The sequence below is a fragment of the Paenibacillus marchantiae genome, assembly GCF_028771845.1.
Lineage (GTDB): Bacteria > Bacillota > Bacilli > Paenibacillales > Paenibacillaceae > Paenibacillus > Paenibacillus marchantiae.
Window position 1 is genome coordinate 148,032 of record NZ_CP118270.1, and the last position, 24,404, is coordinate 172,435.

The following is a 24,404-nucleotide window of genomic DNA, read 5'->3' on the forward strand; positions in this document are numbered from 1 at the left end:
ATTATAAGGAGTAAATGAGCGCCTCATAAGGACGCAAACGAACGGTGCCGTTTCTAACCTCATCGGAGGTTGACCGATCCAGATTGCCAATGATCAAGCGGGCATTCGTCGCTCGATCAGCGAATGAAGCAGGCAGACGATAGGACTGCTCCCGGTCCGAGTGATTGAGAATGACAAGCCATGTCTCTCCATCCAGACTGCGGCTATATGCATATACATGCTCTTCCCCTGCCGATTGGTCACTATAATCTCCATAGACCATAACCGCGTGTGTTTTACGCAGGGCAATCAGCTGCTGGTAATATGCAAATATGGAGTCCTGCGCAGCCAAATCCCGCTCCACATTAATCTCTTCATAGTTGGGATTCACCTTCATCCACGGCTGCCCTTCGGTAAACCCGGCGTGCTTGCTGCTGTCCCACTGCATTGGCGTGCGGGAATTATCCCGGCTCAGCGGCTGAAGACTGTGGAGCACTTCATCTGGCGCACGGCCTTTACCGATTTCTTCTTTATATTTGTTCTTCATTGCAATATCGTGATATTCATCAATGGAAGAGAACCGGACACCCGTCATGCCGATCTCCTCTCCCTGGAATACATACGGTGTTCCCGGAAGGGTATGAATCATGGTCGCCAGTTGTTTGGCGGATTGCACACGGTATTGTCCATCATTGCCGTACCTCGAAACCTGCCGGGTGTGATCGTGATTGTTCAGGAACTGGGAGTTCCAACCTTCATGTCGGAACGCTTCATACCAGCTCTCCTGAATTTCCTTGTACCGTGTCAGATCCCATGTAGGCATGTCATCCGCCACCTGGAAATGAAATAACGTATGCAGCTCTTTCCGGTTATCCCCCACATACAGAAGGCCATCCTCTGGTGTGACAAACGGAATTTCTCCTACAGTCATGATGTCATAATGCTGGAGAACCTCCCGATTCATTTCCTGCAAATATTCATGAATGCCCGGATTATTGCCCAGATAATCAATGTTCTCCGGGTGCTCCGCATCCGGGAAACCTTCCAGCTTAGCGAGCAGATTAATAACATCCATGCGGAAGCCGTCAATACCCTGATCTAGCCAGAAACGCATCATCCGGTAAATTTCCTGACGCAGCTCGGGATTTTCCCAATTCAGATCAGGCTGCTCCTTGGCAAAGGAGTGGAAATAATACTCTCCCGTCCGCTCGTCGTAGGTCCAGGTCGACGGTTCAAAATAGGAGCGCCAGTTGTTCGGCGGGCTATCCTGTTTCCCCGGCTTCCATATATACCAGTCGCGTTTCGGATTATCGACGGATGAACGTGATTCTTCAAACCATGCATGCTGCTCTGATGTATGATTGACCACCAGATCCATAATGAGCTTCATGCCCAGTTCATGGACCTTGTCCAGCAATTGCTTGAACTGCTCCATCGTTCCGGCTTTCGCCATGATGCGGTAATAATCCGCTATGTCATATCCGTTATCTTTATCCGGCGATTCATAAATGGGATTAAGCCAGATGACATCAATACCCAGACTTTTGATATAGTCGAGCTTGAGCATCAAGCCCTCCAAATCCCCGATGCCGTCCCTATTCGCATCCAGGAAGCTCCGCCAGTAGACCTGATATACCACGGCTTCTTTCCACCATGCCCGGTTCATGCTGCATCTCCCCTTTTCTGCTTAATGGCTGTGCTCCTGCAACGTACGCTCCAGGAAGGACAGCGTGAGCTGTGTAGTATCTTTCAGCACCACGTCCGCTCCGGAACCTTTAAGTACAGCTTCTTCACCAATACCCACGGCGATCATGCCTGCGGATTTGATGGCCTCAATACCCGCCTGCGCATCCTCGATGCCGATGCAGGCTTTAACGTCAGCACCCACTTCTTCCGCTCCGCGCAGGAATAGATCAGGTGCTGGCTTGCCGTTTGGTACGGAATCCGGATGTACCACAAAGCGGAACAGCGAGTCCAACTCTAGCGCCTTCAGAATTTGAGGGGCATTTTTACTGGCCGAGGCGATCACCGCAGGAATGCCTGAAGCTTGCAGCTCAAGCAGCAATTCCCGAATTCCAGGGTAGGTATGCTCCGGTGTCAGCGAGTCCAGCAACGAGACGTAATGTTCGTTTTTACGCTGTGCGAATTCTTCCTTTTCCTCAGCCGAAAACGCCTCTTCCTTGCCACCCAGACGTAAAATGCGCGCCAGTGACTCCCCACGGCTAATGCCCTTTAACTGCTCGTTGAACTCCCGATCAAACGGAATATCCAGCGATTCCCCCAGCTTCTTCCACGCTACATAATGGTACTCCGCCGTGTCAGTAATGACACCATCCAAATCAAAAATAACGGCTTGAAGTGCTCCGTTCCCTTTCATTACCCGTTCCTCCCCATGTCATTGCTCTAGTTGCCATTCGATTCGTTTCTCGTTGCTTTCCCGTCTTTCGCCCTTCCAGTCCAGAACGACCGTCCAGCCCGATGCGTTGGAAATGCTCGCATAACGTTTGCCCTCACGGGATTCAAAATGAATATCGAACTCCGCATCGCCTACCATCAGGTGCTCCAGACTGCATGTTTTGGTATCCCATGCCTGCGGCATATTAGGTGATAAGGTTACACGGCGATGCTGTGCTTCCGGTTGAACGCCGAAGAAATGTCGTACGACTGGTACAGCCAGTGCATAGATGGTCCACGCCTGCACTACACAGCCGTAGTCCGGGGACATCTCCGAGAAAGAACCTGGCACTACACGTGAGAAGCTTTTCCCCATCCGACGCAGTAAATCCAGTGCGTGATCCGGATGTCCGTACGCCGCTTCTGCAACCGCATGTGCTCCGGTAGAGATTGTCATCGTGCCTTGTTGATACATGGCCGCAAGATAAGTACCGTATTCACCAATGAAGTCACGGTTTCGCATCGCTTCCAGAGCACGCTGTGCTTTGTCCTGATCGGCAATTCCTGCTTCCATCGGGGTGACAATGACCCAGTTTTTGTTCAGCAGCCAACCGCGATCTTTCTGATCCTCACCTGCATCGGCAAGCAATCCTTCCACGTACTCCCGGTAGTCTGTGATCCCTTGCTTTTCAGCGAGAGAAACCATGTAATCCACCTTGGGCACAATATCAGAAACAGGTGCAACGGCATCCGCATAGAGGCTGTCTTTTTCAGACCAATACACATCATTCACTGCGCGTACCGCTCTTTCAGCCAGTTTTTGATATGTCTGATGCCGCTTCGTTTCACCCAAATAGAGACTCATATGCTCCAGCGCCTGAAGAGCCTTGGCTGTATATACGGCACTATCAATAAGCTCCATATTCAATCCGGCAATCTCGATGATGCCGTAACCGGAAGGGAACAGGTCTCCGTCCGGGTCCATCTCACCCAGCAGCCAGTCGATTCCCTGAACACAATAGTCATAATGCTCGCGCAGAAGTGCACCATCTCCGGTCCACAGGAACATTTCCCATACAAAGGCGATATAGTGTGCCGTCTCCTGCGTGTTGCCGCGATTAGACACGGCTCCTATCGTGGTCACTTCATGCACAAAACGTCCATTACCGTTTGCTTCCTTGGATTTCTCCAGCAACAAATTCAGCGTATCCCGCACCAGTTGATGGTCTCCCGTAGCAAGCACACCCTGAAGCGCATACGTACTGTCACAGCCGAACCACCACGGATACGTGGGTCCACCTGCCGTCAATCCACGACCAATGCCGTCTACTTGCTGCACCAGCCACTGATTATTACGCTTCACCCAGGCAAATTGCTCGTTCAGCTCATCCTCGCCTTCAATGGTCAGCACTGCGCGCTGATCCAACTGGTCGTAGAGTTGCTGCTTCTGCTCTTTCAAGCTGACGTAGTTACGTTCGATGACTGCATAAGTCTGCTCACAGGCTTCACGGGACGACTCCGAACCGGCAACAAATAACCGGAAGCGGAACACATCCTTCTCCTCCAGCGTGCATTCGGTTACAAAAGAAATGCCTGTGCCCTTGCCTGCCGTCAGTTCTGGTCCGTAAATCTCAGGACCAACCGTCATTACCGTTCCAGGCAGGTCACTTCCAATCATGGCATACCAGTCTTGGGCATCATCTTTGACGATGACTTTGCGCGAAGAAATAGCTTCTGCCGTTTCACCCGCTCCTGGGATAATTCCGATCTCATCGGAATACCACACTGGACGGAGATCGGTACGTGACAGCAGCTCCAGCTTGAGCCGGGTTGTTCCTTTGCCGTAAGCGCTGATCTCATACTCTGCGACCATGCCTTTTTCATAATCGGGGGCAAACTGGTTGCGTTCAATGGATACCGGAATGTGGCTCAATCCGTGATCATAATCGAACCGGCTTCCGCCCCAGGATTCACTTGTGAATCCGTCTGCCCTTGCCCATACCGCAATGTTGCGATCCAGATCGGTTACCTTCAGCCAGAAGCCGTCCAGCAGCTTGATCGGATGCAGCCATACACCGCCCATTTCGTTAGCCATATGATGCCCAAAGTCGGGAAAGTATCCGTCCTGGGTACCGCAAATCTTTACATATTCACCTGCGTTATAATACAAATTAAAAGGATGTCTGCTTGTTAATGTGGCCATGATAGTCCTCCTCTGCGGTTTGGCTCACCGCTCATCTCTTCTATTCATACGGACGATTAGCCCTTGATTGCAGAAGAGATGGAAATGCCTTCAATAAAGTATTTTTGTGCAACAAAGAATACAAGGAGTGGCGGAAGCATAATCAGCATCGTTGCAGCCATGAGCATGTTCCATTCCACGTTATACAACCCTTTGAACATGGACAATCCGAGAGCCAGCGTATACTTCTCACTGGAGTTCAGATAAATGAGTGGTCCTTGGAAGTCATTCCATACGCCCATAAAGGTAAAGATCGATACGGCAATCAGTGGCGGCATGGAAAGCGGCAGCATGATTTTAGTGAAAATCTGCATTTTATTGGCTCCGTCAACAAAAGCAGACTCATCGAGATCACGCGGAATACCGCGCATGAACTGGCGAATCAGGAAGATGTTAAACGCTCCGCCCCCGAAGAATGCAGGGATAATGAGTGGTAAAAATGTATCAACCCAGCCGATTTCCTTGAACATGATGAACATCGGGATCATCGTTACCTGTGAAGGCAGCATCATCGTCGCCAATAGCACCAGGAACAGCGTGCGTTTGCCGCGGAAGTTAAACCGGGCGAAACCATACGCACATAGGGCAGACGAGAATACGGTACCGACTAATACCGGAATCAGAATAATCAGCGTATTTTTCAAAAATGTAAAAAACGGGATGGCCAAGACGGCATTTTTATAGTTAGACCACATCCATACAGCCGGGAAAAAATCATCTTTGAACACCTCGGCAGGTGTTTTAAGAGACGTTGCAAACGTCCATAACAGTGGGATCAGCACGACGGCTGCACCAGCGATAAGCATGAGCATAGAGAATAGTTTCGAGTAGACCGGTTTCCGTGTCGTTGCTTGATTCATCATTTGTCCTCCTCTCAATCCTTTTCGTTATCGCCCTGGTAATAGACCCACATCGAAGAGCTGCGGATGACCAGCAACGTAAACGCCAGAATGATGATGAACAATACCCAGGACAATGCCGAAGCATAACCCATTTCAAAATCGGTAAAAGCTTTATTGTACAGATACAAGTTATAGAACAAGGTCGAGTTAAGCGGTCCCCCGTTGGTCATAACAAATGCTTGTGTAAAATACTGGAATCCACCGATGATACCCATAATTACGTTGAAGAACACCGTTGGGGAAATCATAGGTAATGTAATGTTGAAAAACCGTTGAAACGGTCCCGCGCCATCCAGATTGGCAGCTTCATACAGCTCTTCAGGAACGCCCTGCAAGCCGGACAAATAAATGATGATCGTATTGCCGACGCCCCACAAACCCATGACAATCAGTGCGCCCAGCGCATAGCTCGGATCTTGAAGCCAAGCTGGCCCCTGTACGCCGAAAAAGGCAAGCGCCCGGTTCAGAATGCCGTATTCCGGATTGAAAATCATAATCCACATCATTGATGCCGCTACAGCTGGAATGACGGATGGCATGAAATAGATCAATCGGAAAAATTTCATGCCTCTGTTCCGCATATTCAGCAGCAAGGCGATAAGCAGTGATGCCACTTGATATAGTGGTACGGATACCAGAGCGAAGATAAAGGTAACTTTCAACGATTGATAGAAAAGCTCATCATGAAACATCGTTTTGAAGTTATCCAGACCGACCCATTCGATCGATTGTACGCCGGTGATAATATCCCATTTACTAAATGCCAGCAGCAGGGAGAATAACATTGGACCAATGGTAAAGAGCAACAAGCCTATAAGCCAGGGCAATATGAACCAATACCCGGCACGCTCGGATTTAGAATTACGCATAGCAGCCTCCTTGATGAAGAGGGTGAATCAGCATGGCCGCCGACTCACCCGCATGGTTTTTACTTGATTTTGCTGTCAACGTTCTTCGCAGCTTCATCCAGAGCGCCTTTGACATCCTGTTTGCCAAGCAGCACTTTTTCCAGCGCCTTGGTGAATTCTTCAACAAACACAGGTCCGTTTGTAGAACGCATGGTAACCGGTTTTTTAGCATAATCCATCATTTCGATGACCGGTTTGTCTGCTACTTCTTTGGCTTTGACTTCGTCCAGTTCTTTCACAGTCGCTGGCAGTACTTTACCGTTCGCAGAACGAAGCTTCTGTGCATCTGTACCCGAGAGCCATTTCACCAGTTCATAAGCCGCTTCTTTATTTTTACCGGCTGCGTTGATCGCCCAACCTGCACTTGCGATAATGCTTGAACGAGTACCGTCCGTATTTTGTGGAATCAGTGCAGAACCATATTGAACATCGGATTTGTCGAGATCACCTTTGATCCAACGACCTGTAATCATCATGGCGAGCTTGTCTGTCATGAACATCGATGAATCTCCGCCAAGTGTCTCGGAATCCAGTGGCGTCGGGGATACACGGCTATCTCCTTGAGACCAGGATACATATTTATCCATTGCCGCTATCGTTTTTTCACTGTTCATGTAGCCTTCCGCAGCTGTTCCATCCTCATTCGCGATGTCTGTACCGTTATCCCACAGGTACGTATAAATCGGATATTCCCATTTGCCTGCGTTGAATCCGAATTGAGTATATTTTTTTCCATCTTTTTTAGTCAGTTTCTGTGCAGTTGCAATCATGTCATCCCAAGTCCATTCATCTGTTGGATAAGGGATTCCCGCTTCATCAAACATGCGTTTGTTGTACCAAAGTGCAAGTGGGTTGAAATCTTTAGGCAAGTAGTATTGTTTGCCTTCGATTTTCATATTTTCAATGAGATCCTTTTGGAAAATATCCAGATTAAAGGCAGTGTCTTTGCTCAAATAATCGTCGAGTGGCTCAATTACACCTTTATCAACGTATTTGTAGTAGTCGCCTTCACCAACCAGGAATACGTCTGGAGCCTGACCTGCTGCCAGAGATGTAGTGAGTTTTGTTCCATAACCTTCACTTGGAATAGGCTCAAACTTCACTTCGATATCCGGGTGTGCAGCATTGAACTCTTCCGCAAGCTTCACTTCATCCGCACCAGAGTTGACATCCCCCCATACGGAGAAGGTGAGTTTTACTTTTTCTCCTTTTCCGCCTTCCGCGCTGTTGCTTCCACCTGAAGAACACGCAGATAACACTAATACCAAAATCAGCATCATGACCAAACTTGCGGACCCTTTTTTCATTTGAATGACCTCCACATGGATTTATATTAAACCAAGGTTTGAAACCGTTTGCTGAAAGTAACTTGCTGACCGGACAGAAGGAGAGAAATTTCTTCCTCTGCATCACTCTCGATTAGAATACCCTCGGACGTGATTGTGATATGCAACAGCTGGTTTTGCCAGTAAAGCGGGAATTTCAGACTGCTCCAGGACTCTGGCAGCTTCGGATCGAGATGAAGCTGGCCATCCAACATGCGAACTCCGGCAAATCCCATCACGACACATTCCCATATTCCGCCCAGAGAAGCTGAGTGGATGCCTGCATCCGAAGAGTGCATATGCGGTCCCAGATCAATCTCGGACGCCCGGCGGAACAGATCATAAGCGAGCGGACGATTACCGAAGTCACTGGCAAGGATACTGTGCGTTGACAGCGACAATGAGGAATCATGCAATGTTTTTTCCTCATAGTAGTCATAGTTCGCACGTTTGATAGCGGGTTCAAATTTATTCTCAAGCAGGAAGAACAGCATCATGATGTCAGCCTGCTTCGAAATTTGCATTTCACCAACCTGATCCAGGTTGTAATCATTGAAGATGCTGGCGACTTTCGTCTGATTTTTATAAGGGGTAAGATCAATGACTTTCTTCTGCAAGTAGGTATCATCTTGTGGAATAAGTCCTTGTTCATTTGGCCCTGGCAGATACATTTGATCCAGCTTGTTCCATGTTTTCCGAGCTGATGTCAGGTCAAGCTTCCCAGACAATGCCTTGAGTAATTCAGGTTTTTCCTGCTCAAGCTTTTCATAATATTGAATGGCCAGTTCCATATTGAAGTGAGCCATATGATTGGTGAATGCATTGTTGTCCACATGTTCCTTATATTCATCCGGTCCAACAACCTCATTGATGTGATAGCGGCCCTTGGCCTCATCCCACTCCAGACGGCTGGCCCAGAACGTTGCTGTATCAAAAATGATCTCGTAGCCATATTGATCCATGAACGCCTCATCGCCTGTAGACTGGACGTAATGCCAAACGGCATAAGCGATGTCAGAGGTAATATGCTGTTCAATGAAGCCGGACCAGATCTTCGTCTGTTCTCCGGTTACGATATCTACATCTCCCCATACCGGTGTAACTTCGCCATCTTCGATCCAGGCTGCTTCCCACGGATACATGGCTCCTTCGAATCCGTTCTCCTTGGCCTTGCTTCTAGCTCCATCCAACCCCTGATATCGATATTCCAGCAAGGATCTTGCGATCTTGGGATTGCTGTAGATGAAGAAAGGCAGGATGAAGATTTCCGTATCCCAAAAGGAATGTCCCTTGTACCCTTCACCACTTAATCCTTTCGCCCCGATTCCCATGCGATTATCATGAGCAGGTGTCATAATGACGAGATGATAGATGGCGAAACGGATAGCAAGCTGGTCATATCCGCTTGTGCTGTCCACTTCAATGTTGTACGTGGACCAGGTATCCGCCCAGGAGTTAGCGCTTTCACGAAACAGCTGATCATACCCTTTTTGCGACTCTTGCTTCAGTTCTGTCAGTGAAGATTCACGCATTTGATCCAGTGAATATCCACCGTTGCTGTACACCAGATCGCGGCTGGTATGAACATTCGAGATTTTTTCCAGTGTTACCGATTGTCCGGCTTCCACGGTCACTGTGCCTTCGATGCCAACCTTGCGGCGTCCCATCGTTTGACGCAATTCCGGCTCAACTTTTTCACCATTCAGCTGCCAGTGATGCACCGTATTGGTTACAAAATCAACCGCCGATTGTGTCGTCGTTGACGTCATTTGAATATAAGTCTTTTCAAATATCCGTTTCTCGCCTTCCGTGAAATGCTGTGCACCCGAGTTCGTCCATTGTCCGTTAATACCAGACGCAATGTGAACACGTGCCTGACCATCCAGTGGCTTGATACTTACGGATGAACCAACCAAATGACGGTTGCTCAAGGAAACAAAGCGACGGAATTGAAGTTCAAAGCTTTCTCCAGTTGGGCTCTGCCACACCACGTTACGGGTCAGCTCACCGTTCTTGAGATTCAGTTGACGACTGTAGCTGATCGTTCTTCCTTTTTCCAAGCTGAAGGTTTCCCCATTCAGAGTGATTGAAAGTTCCGTTACATCCGCTGCATTAGGGAGTTCTGTTACCTCATGCTCGTCAAACTTATTGAAGGTTCCAGCTACGAACCAGTTCCGCACTTGTCCAACATAATTCTCGTCCGTTGCGGAGCGAAGTCCCATGTAGCCGTTTCCAAGTGAGAGCACAGCTTCGCCTTTCCCTTGATGAGCCGGATCAAACCCGGTTTCAGTTACCAGCCAGTTACTCCATTCTCCTTGTCCTGCATCGTATTTCAGCAATTTGTATTCCCCCTATGTCTATCTTATGTTGTATCCGAAACGTTTTGGATTTGAGTGAAAATAATACCGAAACGTTTCGGATTAAATAAAACATTTCGGTGCTCTCTTCATCTCGTTCATTTTGCAATCCCTCGCGAACCGTTTCTCAGCTAAACTCAGCGACCTGGTTTGGCTGTCGAGGATCTCAAAACCAATTCATTTTGCAAAATATTAAATTTGGGACTGTCTTCCGATCTCAGCATGCCCATCAACAGGTTTGCAGCTTCATGTCCCAACTGATACATGTTCTGGCCGATGGTGGTGAGTGGTGGTTGAAAATAAGCGGCTGTTGGAATGTCGTCAAATCCTACTACAGATAATTCATCCGGTATAGAGATGCCTATTTCATTCGCAGCCTTCATTACACCCAAAGCCATCATATCGCTTGCGCAAAAGACTGCAGTAATTTCCGGATATGTCTTCAACAATTCAGAAGCTTGTTGCTGTGCTTCCTCTTCCGTGAAATTCCCGTTTACGATCCATTCAGGCTTCAAGCTCAACCCTGCATTTCGCATTGCATCGGAATATCCTTCATAACGCTCCTTGGATACAAAAGCCTCGGGGTACCCGTTCACCATGGCAATCTGCCGATGACCCAAACCAATAAGGTGCTCTACAGCAGTCTGTGCACTTTGTTTGTGATTCGTTGATACAAAACCAACATACTCACTGTGAATGGGTATATCAATCAATACACAAGGAATGTCACTATCCAATACTTCCTGCAAATACGGATCATCCGTCTTCACACCCTGAAGAATGACACCGTCCACCTTTCGTTCCCTGCACAGCTGTGTGTACGTTTTCATCTTTTGCTTCGCTGTATTTGTGCTGAACAAAATCAGATCATAATCCGAATTGGCAGCGCTATCATTAATACCGCAAAGTACTTCGAAAACAAAGTTGTTATCGATGTTTTTGTACGTCATGCCTGATACGAGCAACCCCAGCGTTTTGGTTTCCTTCATGACCAGGCCTCTCGCTAGACCATTTGGACTATAGTTCAGGGTTTCGGCGGCTTCTTTAATCAGTTTGCGCGTACTATCGCTGACGTCCGAGTACCCATTCAATGCTCTGGATACGGTCGTAATCGAAAATCCCGTCATTTGTGATATGTCTTTAATTGTAGCCAATTGCTTTCCTCCAAAACGTTTCGGATTACTTATATTTCTGAGTATACGGATTCAAGAAAAAAAATCAAGAACTTTTTTCGACAATATTTTCGACTTTTTGTATCTCATGCGTCCCTTCCCTTATTCTGCCCGCATTCAGGATGGAAAAAGGATAAAAAAAAGATCTCCCGACTTTTAAATAAAGTCGGGAGATCCCTGAACCTATAAAACTTAATGTGCAACTGTATTGTTCAACATGATCCAGATGGAACCAATAACGATGGTCATCATGATCAACAGACCAAAGATCAAAGCCATTACATTCCAACGCGGCTTCTCCGATTCACGGATATGCATGAAGAAGAAGAGTTGAACCACAAACTGAAGTGCTGCTGTTACCAGAACGACACTCAGTGTTGCTGTTCTGCCCATCATGTCATTCAGAACCACTACCAAAGGAACAATGGTCAGGACAACGGACAGAATGAAGCCGATGACATAGGACTTGAGTGAACCATGCTGTTCGTGGCCATGGGATTCATGTGAGTTATGCTCTGCCATCTACATCACCCCCATCAGATAGACGATCGACAGGAGGAAAATCCAGACGACGTCCAAGAAGTGCCAGTACAAGCTGATTACGTTGATTTTACCGCGAGTAACATCGGTAATTCCACGTTTTTTCAGTTGAAGCATCAATCCGATCATCCAGATCAGACCGAGCGATACGTGAAGTCCGTGAGTTCCCACAAGGGTGAAGAATGCACCAGAAGCTGCACTCGTTGTATAACTGAACCCTTCATGAATCAACTCAATAAATTCCGTTACTTCCAGGGCGATAAAGCTCGCACCCAGAACAGCTGTAACTGCCAGCCAGCTGATCAATTGCTTCACCTTGCCCTGATTCATAGCAAGAACCGCAAGTCCACTTGTGAATGAACTTGTGAGCAAGATAAATGTCTCGGCAATAACGCCAGGCATTTTAATCAGTTCAGACAATACAGGTCCGCCCGCCGAATTGTCACGCAACACAATAAAGGTTGCGAACAACACGGAGAACAGGATAACGTCGGAAATCAGGAAGAACCAGAATCCGAGTATTTTCAATTCTTGCGGGTCATGGTGACCATGGTCATGATCATGTGCATGGTCATGACCGTGCTTCGCGGCTGCTTGAGCCATTTATACCGACCCCCTTAACGACGCTTCGGTACGCTTAATTTCGTCAACCGGAATATAATAATCCGTATCGTATGAGAATGAACGAGCGATCATGCAAATCCCTACGCCAGCGAGTCCAAGAATCGCCATCCACAGCCATCCGAATACAAAGCCGAAACCGGCAACGAACCAGCATATAGACATGATGAACGGAATCGCGGAATTTTTAGGCATATGAATCGGCTCAAGCGGCTGTTCAGGTGGATAGATGCCTTTGGCACGACGTTCTTTCTCTTCCCACCACTCATCAATATCATCTCCGCGCGGTGTAATGGCGAAGTTATATTCAGGAGCAGGTGAAGGAATCGACCACTCGAGCGTACGACCACCCCAAGGGTCGCCAGATGCTTTGAGTGTTTTGTATTTCCGAATGCCGTCTGCGATTTGTGCTACCTGGAACAAGAATCCGACACCCATCAGGAAAGCCCCGATTGTGGATACAAAGTTCAGTTCCCACCAGCCAGTATCCCAGCCATAGGTGCTCAGACGACGTGTCATACCCATCAAACCGACAGCGTACTGCGGCATGAAGCAGACATAGAAACCGATATTCCAAGTCCAGAAAGCCCATTTACCCAGTTTTTCTGGCAGTTGGAATCCAAACATTTTAGGCCACCAGTAGTACAGACCTGCAAAGTATCCGAATACTACACCACCGATCAATACTTGGTGGAAGTGGGCAATCAGGAAGTAACTGTTGTGGAACTGGAAGTCAGCAGGTGCAACGGATAACATAACCCCCGTCATACCTCCGACGATAAAGCATGGAATAAATGCAAGTGTCCATAGCATCGGGGTATCCATGCGTATCCTTCCCCGGAACATGGTAAACAGCCAGTTGAAGATCTTAACCCCTGTTGGTATGGCTATCAACATCGTGGTTACGGCGAAGAATGCATTAACGTCTGCTCCCGAACCCATCGTGAAGAAGTGATGCGCCCATGTAAAGAAGGACAGGAAGCTAATGATCAGCATCGCAAATACCATTGATTTGTAACCAAACAATTTTTTCTTCGAGAATGTACTTACAATCTCGGAGAACACACCGAATGCCGGCAAGACAACGATATATACCTCAGGGTGACCCCACATCCAGATCAAGTTGATATACATCATCGGATTACCGCCCAGATCAAGTGTGAAGAAATGCGCCCCCGCGAACCTGTCGAGGAAGAGCAATGCAAGTGTCACTGTCAAGATTGGGAATGCAAACAGAATGATAATACAAGTGGAGAATACCGACCATGTAAACATCGGCATTTTCATCCATTTCATGCCTGGCGCACGCATTTTAATGATGGTAACCAGGAAGTTGATACCGGTAGCCAGGGAACCGATACCCGAAATCTGAATACCCCATATATAGAAGTTTTGTCCCACCCCCGGGCTATGCGATAGCTCCGATAAAGGCGGATAACTGAGCCAACCTGCGTCCGGTGAACCACCGATAACGAAGGACAGGTTGAACAGCATTGCTCCCAGGAAGAATAACCAGAAGCTTAGTGCATTAAGGAATGGGAACGCAACGTCCCTTGCCCCTATTTGAAGCGGTACAATAACATTAAATAAACCGAACATAAACGGCATCGCCATGAACAAGATCATGATCGTACCATGAGTCGTAAAGACCTGATTATAATGCTCAGGATGTAAGAAATCCATGTTAGGCATAGCTAGCTGAAGACGCATCATCAGTGCATCCACACCACCACGGAAAAGCATGATAATGGAAGCAATAATATACATAATACCGATCTTTTTGTGATCGACGGTAGTTAACCAGTTACGCCAGAGCCAGCCCCATTTTTTGAAATAAGTCAACACCGCTACGATGGTAATCATCGTAATTCCGATCGCCACGTCCGCACCATAAATCAGCGGATCACCGGTAACGAAAAACTCCGATGCAAACTCCTTAAGTCTCTCTAACATTGGGGGCCTCCTTTCGAATCTTTAGTTAGCACTCTTGTCCACGTCTTGCGTAGTAATCTCTTTGGCACCTGAAGCTTCACCGTGCTTGCTGTGAGCGCTTTGACCGTCAATAACATACTTGGTCACGATGTCTTGGAACAGTCCTTCAGGGAAGGAAGAATAATAAGCTACATTGCTTGTTCCCGGTTCCGCCAGTGTTTTATACGTTTCTTGCGTCAGCGGTTGGGATTGTTGTTTCACTTCAGTTACCCATTTGTCGAAGTCTTCCTCCGATGTAGCATTGACGTCAAAACGCATTTGGGCGAAGTGTTCCCCGGTAAAGTTGGCACCTGAACCCCAATATTGACCTTCATGATCAGCTTGCAAGTACAAGGTCATCGCCATACCCGACATTGTATAAATCTGTCCACCAAGCTGCGGAATCCAGAACGAGTTCATCGGTGAATCCGCGGTGAGCTCAAATTTTACGGGCCGGTCTGCCGGGATATTCAACGTGTTGACCGTTGCAATACCTTGCTCCGGATACATAAACAACCATTTCCAGTCCAGTGAAGATACTTGAATGGTCACCGGTGCTTTCTCGGAAGCCAATGGCTTCGAAGGTTCCAGATCATAGGTGTAGCGGATTGTTACAACCGCCAGCAACCCAATAATAATAATCGGAACGGTCCACCAGATAGCCTCCGCTTTAGTGCTATGAGACCAGTTAGGCTCATAAGCAGATTTATTGTCCGGTTTGTCGCGGTAACGCCATACAATTACAGCAGACAAAATCAATACAGGCACAATAACGACTGCACACAGAATTGTCGAAATGACAATCAAATCTCTCTGCGAAGCGCCAACAGGCCCTTTCGGATCCAGAACAACGTACTGCCCGCCTGCCAGCATTGGCCAGACAATCAATGCAATTGTAACCAACGTCAGGACAACCGGAATGATTATCCGAATTAGCGACCTAGGTTTCTTGTTCATCTTGATCCCCTCTCCTTAAATTCGCTCATACTGAAAAAACAGTATACTACTCTCTTCCTTCTAAAGATATCAGAAATGAGCAACTTTTTTGTTCATGTTAACAAATTTGTCGATTTTACACCTTAAATGTGTGAATTTTTTCTCACAAATCACTTGCATACTTGATATTTCCTCATTGTAATCTTTACACTTCAAGTCACAAAATAAAACCCTTTGCAGTCCCGTTGAACAGTATCAACGAATCCGCAAAGGGCTTTATTGACTGGGATTCCGGGTGCTCATCCAGTCTTATTATGAACGAATTAACGCAAGATTATTTAATCGGCGCCTTCGTCTTCCCGGCGTGTATGAACAAGTCCAATCGATTTGGCAATAACGTAAATAAATACACTGCCAACCAAGAAACCGATACCCACCATTAATCCGAGGTTACGATCATTAAAATCATTCAGGTTGATCAGGCACATGACTACTCCCGTAATGAGGGCAATCCAAGCCAGAACTGTCATCGTTAGCACTGCACGCCGCATATTTTTATCTTTGCGTTCCAATTGGCTTACCATTGCTGTCTTCGATGCCATAGTAAACACTTCCTTTTCCCTTTTTGTAAGTGCTTTCCTTATACCAATATACCACATCAGTATGATTTTTAGTCAACAAATGTTCAAATTTATTTCGCAATTTGGACACTTTATTTGTATTTTAACTGTTGACAAGGAGCAGATCACTTCTTCTTACTTCTTATAACCCAAAAACGCTCTCCTCATAACATGAAACAGCTTAGACCTTATGAAACCTTCATGAACATGTGAGTCCTGGCTGAAAATAAAACAATAAAAAAGACGTTGATTCGGATAATCGAATCAACGTCTTTTTTCTGATTAAACACGTATGTCCCTGCATTTAACAATTGAAATAACGTAATTACTTAGTTATGTCAGGTTCTGAGCACTTCTTCCTGGAATATTGAAATTAAAGCTTAAATTCGTGTTTCCAACCAATTATTTTTGATCACATTTTGATACCAGTAATAGCTTTCTTTAGGTGTTCTGACCAATGAACGGTAATCCACATGCACAAGACCAAAGCGCATACGGTATCCTTCCGCCCACTCAAAGTTATCCATCAAAGACCAAGCCATGTAGCCTTTCAGGTTGATTCCGTCGTTGATAATCCGATGAATTTGGGCCAAATGCTGCTCATAGTATGCAATCCGGCGATCATCATTGATTTTGCCATTTTCCAAATCATCATTGATGCATGCACCATTTTCTGTGATGTAGACATCCACATTTCCGTATTTTTGCAAGTAATGCATGAACTCATACAGTCCGCGTGATTCCACAGGCCAGCCAATATCTGTCTTAGTAAGTCCCATATCGACCTCTTCGGATTGCAATGCACCCGCCTCTGGATTGAAACGATTGATTCCCATGGTGTAATAGTTAATGCCCAACAGATCAATGGGTTGCGAGATGATTTCCATATCACCTTCCTGAATTGGTACGGTAGCTCCAGCTTCAGCGAACCAGTCCACCATAAATTGTGGATACGATCCTTTGTAGATCGGGTCTAGGAACCAATCGGTATTCAGTGCAATGGAACGGTCGCAGGCTGCCTGATCTTCTGGAGATTTGCTGTAAGGCTCAGCCCAGCATACATTGGGTGCAATACCAATCTGTCCTGTTGTACCCAAGCGACGGAACGACTGAACGGCTTTACCGTGAGCAACCAGCAGTCCGTGAGCAACATTAATGGATGTTTGCAGGTCCTTATTTCCTGGTGCATGAATGCCGAGCAAGTTGGACAGAAAAGCAATACACCATGGTTCATTGAAAGTCAGCCAGAAATTAATTTTACCGGAAAACTCCTTAAAGATGACCTCAGCATATTTTACAAATGCATCCACCGTCCTACGATTGCCCCAACCTCCGATATCCTCCAGCGTCTGAGGCAGGTCCCAATGATACAGCGTACAGAAAGGTTCGATTCCCGCTTCAAGCAACTTATCTACGAATCGATGATAGAAGTCCAATCCTTCCCGATTGATCTCGCCATCTCCATCAGGAATAATACGCGGCCAGGCGATCGAGAATCGGTAGGTGTTGATCCCAAGCTTTTTCATCAGCTCGATGTCTTCCTCATAGCGGTGGTAACTGTCACATGCGACATCACCATTATCTCCATTGAATACTTTGCCGGGTGTACGGGCAAACGTATCCCAGATGGATACCCCGCGTCCGCCTTCCTGCGCTGCACCTTCTATTTGATAGGAAGCTGTTGCTGTTCCCCAGCGGAAATCTTGTGGAAATTTAAAAATCGTCATCGTCTACTCCTCCGTCTCATGATGACACGCGGATCGTCTGTCCTGCGGTCATGGTTAAAATCACTACATAATCACCCTGAGGTGTTAACTGCGCCTTAGGCTGATCGTTTCCTTCCACACGCATTGGGTATGCACTCCGAATGGTTATCGAACCAGCGTGATCAGCCTTAATTTCGGCGCTTGAGAGTCTGCCATCTGCCCACGCGATTGCCACTGTGTATGCACCTCTTGCCCGAAGCCCTTTCACACTGCCACTGGCCCAGTACTCAGGCAGCGCTGGCAGCAGATGTAATTCGCCCAAGTGGCTTTGTAACAGCATCTCGGCAATACCGGCAGTGCCACCAAAGTTGCCATCGATCTGGAACGGCGGATGATCATCGAACAGATTAGGATGCGTGGATCGAGCCAACAATGTACGGACAAATTGATGTGCCAGCTTGCTATCCAGCAGCCTCGCATACAGATTGATCAACCAAGCACAGCTCCAACCTGTATGCCCGCCACCTTGTGAGATGCGACGTTCAAGTGACACTCGTGCTGCTTCCACCAGTTCTGGCGTATCCAGTCGGTTGATCTGCTCCCCCGGATACAGACCATACAGATGGGAGACGTGACGATGCCCTGGTTCGGATTCGGCAAAATCCTTAAACCATTCCTGCAGCTGCCCCTCGCTTCCGATCTTGAATGGATAGAGCTTGCTGCGTGCTTCGCTCCACTCCTTCGCCAGCTGCTGATCCACATCCAGCTGCTTCGTTGCTTCAATGCACCGATCGAACAACTCACGAATCAATGTCATATCCATCGTCGAAGCCATGGAGATGCTGCGAGCCTCTCCTTCCTCAGTCAGGAACTTGTTCTCCGGAGAGGTCGATGGAGCCGTAACCAGATATCCGTCTGGTCCCTCCACCAACCAGTCCAGACAGAAGAGTGCCGCTTCCTTCATGATTGGATACGCGCGTTCCGCGAGAAATTGTTGATCACGGGTAAACAGATAATGCTCCCATAGATGTGAAGTCAGCCACACGCCGCCCATTGGCCAGAACGCCCAACTTGCGTCTCCGCCTGTAGGCGTGGATGTCCTCCAAATATCTACATTATGATGGGCTGTCCAGCCACGTGCTCCGTACAAAATACGTGCCGTTCTTCTCCCGGTATCGCTTAGATCCTCCAACAAGCCAAACAGCGGCTCATGGCATTCACTCAGGTTGCATACTTCTGCCGGCCAGTAATTCATCTCGGTATTGATATTAATCGTGTAATCACTGTGCCAGGGCGGCTCCACCTGATGATTCCAGATTCCCTGCAGATTGGCTGGCTGGCTACCTTCACGTGAACTACCCATTAACAAATATCTACCATATTGAAAATAGAGTGCCTCCAGGCCAGGATCATTGGCTCCAGCCTGGTACGCTTGCAGTCGCTCATCTGTAGGCAATTCTTCATTGGCTGAAGCGCCGAGATCAATAGATACTCTTGAAAATAAAGTCCCATGATCCAGGACATGTCGCTCCCGAAGAGCCTTCATGCCATGAGCCATCGCTTTAGTGATTACCTCCCTGCACTCCTGATCCAGAAGCACACCATCTTTAACAGGCATCACATCATAGCCTTCAAAGGCGGTCGCCGCTGTCAGATAAAAAATAACCTGGTCAGCTCCCTGAATATGAAGTCTTCCGTCCATAACCGTTACTTCGGCATTCTTGCCCGTCGCAGTCGCGGCCAGTCGCATAGCATAAGCCGTTCCACGATCTTCTTCGTAGATGACAGACTCCGGATGATCCCTGAAATAATTCGATTCAACATGACTCGGACAGCGACTGAACAGTGTAAGTGAATTGTCCGAAGTCTCAACGTTATAAGGATGTGGACTGTCCAACGTAACGCTTACGTTTACAGATCCCATACGATCAGCAGTGATGGTACAGATCATGAGATCATCTGTTGCACTGGCGTATACTTCACGTACATAACGAATGCCTTTATATGAATACTTCGTCGTTGCAATGCCGCTATGGAGATCAAGCTCCCGCTCAAATTCATCGTACGGGATCCCATCCAGTTCATCGTGCTGCAACTTAAAGTGGCCCATCGGCTGATAAGCTTCCACATCACGTCCCAGCATTTCGCGGTTCAGCAATTGTTCAGCTTCGCTATATTGCCCGGACATAATCAGTTCACGGGTCTGTTTCAGATACCGCTGACTGCTGTACTGAATGGTGTCGCGTGGAAATCCGGACCACAATGTATCTTCATTTAGCTGGATTTGTTCACCCGATGCTCCGCCGTATACCATACCGCCAAGGCGACCATTACCGATAGGCAACGCCTCTTCCCAGCGAGTAGCAGGCTGACGATACCACAGACGATTTTCTTTTGTTCTCTCATTAAATGGGGACATAGATAACTCCTGTTCCTAATCAACTATTTTTCATTCATTACTAAAACGTTTTCGGTATAACTAAATAACCAATATAAATACTGTTTTACTTGATCGCAATCCGCTTACCTACAAGGCTAAATTGTCGTTTATCTGAAAGTGCTTACAGTAAGAAAATTATATTTGATTTCGAAATTTGCGTCAATGTTAAACATCACATGGACAGCAAAAAAGACCCTTGCTCAGGGCCTTTTTTGTATATTTGCCTATTCAATTAAAACATAAGTTATTTAACGTCTTTACCTGTCCACAGGGAAACACGATCCTTAACCCAAACAGTGTACTGTTTCTCCATTTCAACTGCGCCGGCTTTGTCCAACTCGGCGAGGAAATCATCGTATACTTTATCAAAGTTCGCAGCTGTAGTCAGAACAGCTTCAGGAATACGTTTGCGCACGATATCCTGTGTTTTTCGGAACGTTACCTCATAATCTGTACCTGATGGTACAGGCATGTTGTATGCTGCGCCCCAGTCTTTCAGTTGCAAATCATCTTCAGAAGGATAGAATTCTTTCCATGTTGTAATGCCATATGCTTTCAACGTTTCTTTCTCTGCGGCAGTATAACCAGCCTGGATCTGCTCTGGGAAGTTCGTTGTGTAAAAGTTATCCGTGGAATCTTTCACGCCATCACCGTATCTCGCACTAAACACGCTATACATACCGATTCCTGTTTCTTTGGTGAAGTTGGAGTTGTCATTGGTTTTACGATCCTGAATATCTTGAGGAATCACCCGTTGACCATCCTCTACATTGTAGTGTTGGCCTTCAATGCCCCAGTTTCTCAAAACTTGACCTTCGTCCGAAGCGAGCCAGTCCATGAATTTGATAATACGAACCGGATCTTTGGCAGAAGTTGTAATCCCGATGCCATATCCGTCAAATCCGGTTGGCTGGAATGTATGGTCCACAATGTCCTTGTTCAGGGATACAGAGAAGTGAGCATATGTGCTGTCATCTTTGCCCGCTGATTTGAGTGCATTTTCTGCTTCTTGATAATTCCACTCCTGGTCAATCAGACCGAGTACGCGACCACTTGCGATTTTGGATTTATATTGGTCATCCTTTTGGACAAATGTATCTTTGTCCAGCAGTCCTTCATTGTACATTTTGTTCAACCAGCGGAAGTATTCTTTCTCCTCTGGACGTTTGTAGTGCAACATCGCTTCATATGTTTCAGGGTTGATATAATATTCTCCATCATCGGGTGCTCCAGTTGCTTGGAAGGCCGGGTTCGTTACTGTAATCATAATCTTCCAATCATCTGCATTCAGCGTCAATGGAATGGTCGGCTGACCGTCAATCGTTGGGTGTTTTTTCACATATTCTTTCAATACATTCTCGTAATCCTCAAGTGTTTTCACTTCAGGGTATCCGAGCTCTTTAAGTACTTTTTGCTGAATTTCAAATCCGCCTGTTGCGTCAAACGCAACATTATCAACACCCATATTCGTTGGGATTGTATAAATGGCCTGATCTTCCGAACTGTATTTCAGCCGGTTCATCTGGTCCCCATATATTTTTTTCAGGTTTGGAGCATGCTCCTCAATCAGATCCGTCAGGTCAAGCATTGCCCCTGCATCTACTAGTTTAGACAAGTTACCTTTTGGAAAAACAATATCAGGGTACTCACCGCTAGCCGCCATAAGTGCAATTTTCTGGTCTCCACCATTGTTTACATCATACTCAGCTTCAATCGTAACGCCTGTTTGCTTGGTAATCTCTTTACCGACTGCATCCTGCATCTTGTTCCAGGTTGGACTCGCATCCGCACCAAAGAATGTGAAAGTAACCGGTTCGGTTCCACTGGACTCTGAGGCTTCTTTACTTCCCGAATTTCCGCAGCCAGCTGTAACCAGCATTGCACTTGCGAGCATCAACATTGCAAACGTCTTGGGTGTATTGCCTTTCATTTTGCCTCTCATTGTCTAGTCCCCCTATTATTTATGAAGGTTTTATCTGTATAACAGGCTTTAAGCCTGAGGATACCGTTATAAGACGCATTTCTGTATGCGCTTACTAAAAATTAAATTTGCACTCTTTTTATCAAAATATAAACCCATGAAATCTCTCTTATCAACTTACATAAAACGTTTTCGAAAAATAATTTAAAACGCTTACTGAAAGTGCTTACATTAACGATTATATGCTATCCTCCCCCTTTCGTCAACAACAAAAAAGGCCCCTTTTAGGGGACCCATTTTGCTTTGGAAATGATCGTTTATCATGCCTTATTTTCAGTATTATTTCACGTCTTTACCTGTCCAGAGAGATACACGTTCCTTGATCCAAACGGTATATTGTTTCTCCATGTCTACCGCCCCTGCTTTATCAAGTTCAGCCAGGAGATCATCATACACTTGGTCGAATTTCTCAGGTTTGGCAAGGATGGCTTCAGGAATACGTTTACGGATAATGTCCTGCGTTTTCTGGAACGTTACGTTATAATCCGTATCCGAAGGTACAGGCATGTTATATGCTGCGCCCCAATCTTTCAGCTTCAAGTCGTCTTCAGAAGGATAGAAATCTTTCCACGTTGTAATGCCATAAGCTTTCAATGTTTCCTTCTCTGCCGCAGTATAACCTGCTTGGATCTGCTCAGGGAAGTTCGTTGTGTAGTAATTGCCTGTGGAATCTTTGACACCATCGCCATATCTTGCGCTGAAGATGTTATACATACCGACTCCTGTTTCTTTGGTAAACGCCGAGTTGTCATTGGTCTTGCGGTCCTGTACATCCTCAGGAATGATACGTTGGCCATTTTCCACTTTGTATTGTTCGCCTTCAATCCCCCAGTTTCTCAGCACCTGGCCTTCATCCGAAGCGAGCCAATCCATGAATTTGATAATACGTACAGGGTCTTTTGCAGTTTTGGAAATTCCGATGCCATATCCATCGAATCCGGTTGGTTGGAACGTATGATCCACAATATCCTTGTTGAGGGATACAGAGAAGTGAGCGTAGGTATTCTCGCCATTTTTAACTGATTTCAAAGCATTCTCAGCTTCACCATAGTTCCATTCCTGGTCAATCAGCCCCAGTACCCGACCGCTTGCGATTTTGGATTTGTATTGATCGTCCTTCTGCACAAATGTATCTTTGTCGAGAATGCCTTCATTGTACATTTTGTTCAACCAGCGGAAGTATTCTTTCTCCTCTGGACGTTTATAGTGCAACACCGCTTCATACGTTTCAGGGTTAATATAATATTCACCGTCATCCGGTCCACCTGTTGCCTGGAAGGCTGGATTCGTTACCGTAATCATAATCTTCCAGTCATCTGCATTCAGCGTCAGCGGAATGGTTGGCTGTCCGTCAAGTGTTGGATGTTTTGCATAATATTCTTTCAGAACTTTCTCGTAATCCTCAAGCGTTTTCACTTCTGGGTAGCCGAGTTCTTTCAATACCTTTTGCTGAATCTCGAATCCGCCTGTAGCATCAAACGCAACATTATCTACACCCATGTTCGTTGGGATCGTGTAAATGGACTGATCTTCCAAACTGTATTTCAGACGGTTCATCTGGTCCCCATAGATTTTCTTCAGGTTAGGTGCATATTTGTCAATCAGATCTGTCAGGTCAAGCATTGCGTCTGCATCCACAAGTTTAGACAAGTTACCTTTAGGATAGATAATATCAGGGTATTCACCGCTGGCAGCCATCAAAGGTATCTTTTGGTCGCCACCATTATTCACATCATACTCAGCTTCAATTGTAACACCTGTTTGTTTCGTAATTTCTTGGCCGACTGCGTCCTTCATGTTGTTCCAGTTTGGACTTGCGTCAGCACCAAAGAACGTGAAGGTGATTGGACTGGTCGTATCCCCTGTGTCCGTTGGTGTTTCTGAAGCCGTAGTTCCTCCTCCGCTACCACTGCACCCTGCTGTAATGGCAAGAGCGCTGGCTAACAGAAGCATTGCGAATGTTTTTGGTGTTTTGCCCTTCATGTGTAATCCCCCTTATGGATAAAATGAAGCTATCTATTGTAGAACAGGCTGACCTGCACATACCGTAATTGGGTGATTCTCATTGTAAAACGTTTGATTTTATAACATAAAAAGCGTTTTCTAAAATGAAGTGAAAAACACTCACTCTATCCAGTAATTTGAGGAACTAATCCGCACTCCCTTTGACTGAAGAGATTCATGTACATGCCTTGATAAATCACTAATGAAAGTGCTTTCATATTTGAATAATAATCCCTCTAAAAGTCCTTGTCAATAGTGAATTCACAAAATTGAAAACGTTTTTCGGAAAACGTTTTATGTATAAAA

At 46.5% G+C, this 24,404-nt stretch carries 17 protein-coding genes; all 17 read right to left on the minus strand.

All coding sequences use genetic code 11. The features are described 5' to 3' along the window. Position 1 precedes the first annotated feature (1 nt). Entirely contained in the window at positions 2-1,645 is a 1,644-nt protein-coding gene (locus PTQ21_RS00800; protein ID WP_274568529.1) for a glycoside hydrolase family 13 protein, read from the minus strand. Between the two features lie 21 nt (positions 1,646-1,666). Beyond that, entirely contained in the window at positions 1,667-2,356 is a 690-nt protein-coding gene (pgmB, locus tag PTQ21_RS00805; RefSeq protein WP_072735563.1) for a beta-phosphoglucomutase, read from the minus strand. Positions 2,357-2,374: 18 nt separating this feature from the next. Continuing rightward, positions 2,375-4,576 (minus strand): alpha-L-rhamnosidase-related protein, encoded by a 2,202-nt coding sequence (locus PTQ21_RS00810; protein WP_274568531.1) that lies wholly within the window; start codon positions 4,574-4,576, stop codon positions 2,375-2,377. 56 nt (positions 4,577-4,632) lie between these two features. After that, positions 4,633-5,475 carry a carbohydrate ABC transporter permease gene (locus tag PTQ21_RS00815; RefSeq protein ID WP_063566566.1) on the minus strand — a complete coding sequence of 281 codons (843 nt, stop codon included), beginning with the start codon at positions 5,473-5,475 and terminating at the stop codon, positions 4,633-4,635. 14 nt (positions 5,476-5,489) lie between these two features. Then, positions 5,490-6,386 carry a carbohydrate ABC transporter permease gene (locus tag PTQ21_RS00820; RefSeq protein WP_053780124.1) on the minus strand — a complete coding sequence of 299 codons (897 nt, stop codon included), beginning with the start codon at positions 6,384-6,386 and terminating at the stop codon, positions 5,490-5,492. A gap of 59 nt (positions 6,387-6,445) precedes the next feature. Continuing rightward, entirely contained in the window at positions 6,446-7,732 is a 1,287-nt protein-coding gene (locus PTQ21_RS00825) for an ABC transporter substrate-binding protein (RefSeq protein WP_064640611.1), read from the minus strand. 26 nt (positions 7,733-7,758) lie between these two features. Next, positions 7,759-10,089, minus strand: coding sequence for a glycoside hydrolase family 65 protein (locus PTQ21_RS00830; RefSeq protein ID WP_274568533.1), 2,331 nt, complete (start codon positions 10,087-10,089; stop codon positions 7,759-7,761). A gap of 155 nt (positions 10,090-10,244) precedes the next feature. Then, positions 10,245-11,261, minus strand: coding sequence for a LacI family DNA-binding transcriptional regulator (locus tag PTQ21_RS00835; RefSeq protein WP_063566562.1), 1,017 nt, complete (start codon positions 11,259-11,261; stop codon positions 10,245-10,247). A gap of 210 nt (positions 11,262-11,471) precedes the next feature. Beyond that, entirely contained in the window at positions 11,472-11,801 is a 330-nt protein-coding gene (gene cyoD / locus PTQ21_RS00840) for a cytochrome o ubiquinol oxidase subunit IV (protein WP_063566561.1), read from the minus strand. Next, on the minus strand, positions 11,802-12,422 hold the full coding sequence (gene cyoC / locus PTQ21_RS00845; RefSeq protein ID WP_063566560.1) for a cytochrome o ubiquinol oxidase subunit III: 621 nt from the start codon (positions 12,420-12,422) through the stop codon (positions 11,802-11,804). Beyond that, positions 12,423-14,393: a cbb3-type cytochrome c oxidase subunit I gene (locus PTQ21_RS00850; protein WP_063566559.1), complete on the minus strand. Its 1,971-nt coding sequence runs from the start codon at positions 14,391-14,393 to the stop codon at positions 12,423-12,425. A gap of 21 nt (positions 14,394-14,414) precedes the next feature. Beyond that, on the minus strand, positions 14,415-15,368 hold the full coding sequence (gene cyoA / locus PTQ21_RS00855; protein ID WP_063566558.1) for a ubiquinol oxidase subunit II: 954 nt from the start codon (positions 15,366-15,368) through the stop codon (positions 14,415-14,417). A 317-nt stretch (positions 15,369-15,685) separates the two neighbouring features. Continuing rightward, complete coding sequence (locus tag PTQ21_RS00860; RefSeq protein ID WP_024631414.1) at positions 15,686-15,949, minus strand: hypothetical protein; 264 nt, start codon at positions 15,947-15,949, stop codon at positions 15,686-15,688. A 398-nt stretch (positions 15,950-16,347) separates the two neighbouring features. Next, entirely contained in the window at positions 16,348-17,694 is a 1,347-nt protein-coding gene (locus tag PTQ21_RS00865; protein ID WP_063566557.1) for a GH1 family beta-glucosidase, read from the minus strand. 16 nt (positions 17,695-17,710) lie between these two features. Further along, positions 17,711-20,092: a glycoside hydrolase family 95 protein gene (locus tag PTQ21_RS00870; protein WP_274568534.1), complete on the minus strand. Its 2,382-nt coding sequence runs from the start codon at positions 20,090-20,092 to the stop codon at positions 17,711-17,713. A gap of 265 nt (positions 20,093-20,357) precedes the next feature. After that, the gene (locus PTQ21_RS00875; RefSeq protein WP_063566630.1) at positions 20,358-22,043 is read right to left on the minus strand and encodes an ABC transporter substrate-binding protein; all 1,686 of its coding nucleotides are present in this window, start codon (positions 22,041-22,043) and stop codon (positions 20,358-20,360) included. A 330-nt stretch (positions 22,044-22,373) separates the two neighbouring features. Then, the gene (locus tag PTQ21_RS00880; RefSeq protein WP_063566555.1) at positions 22,374-24,077 is read right to left on the minus strand and encodes an ABC transporter substrate-binding protein; all 1,704 of its coding nucleotides are present in this window, start codon (positions 24,075-24,077) and stop codon (positions 22,374-22,376) included. Positions 24,078-24,404: the final 327 nt, after the last annotated feature.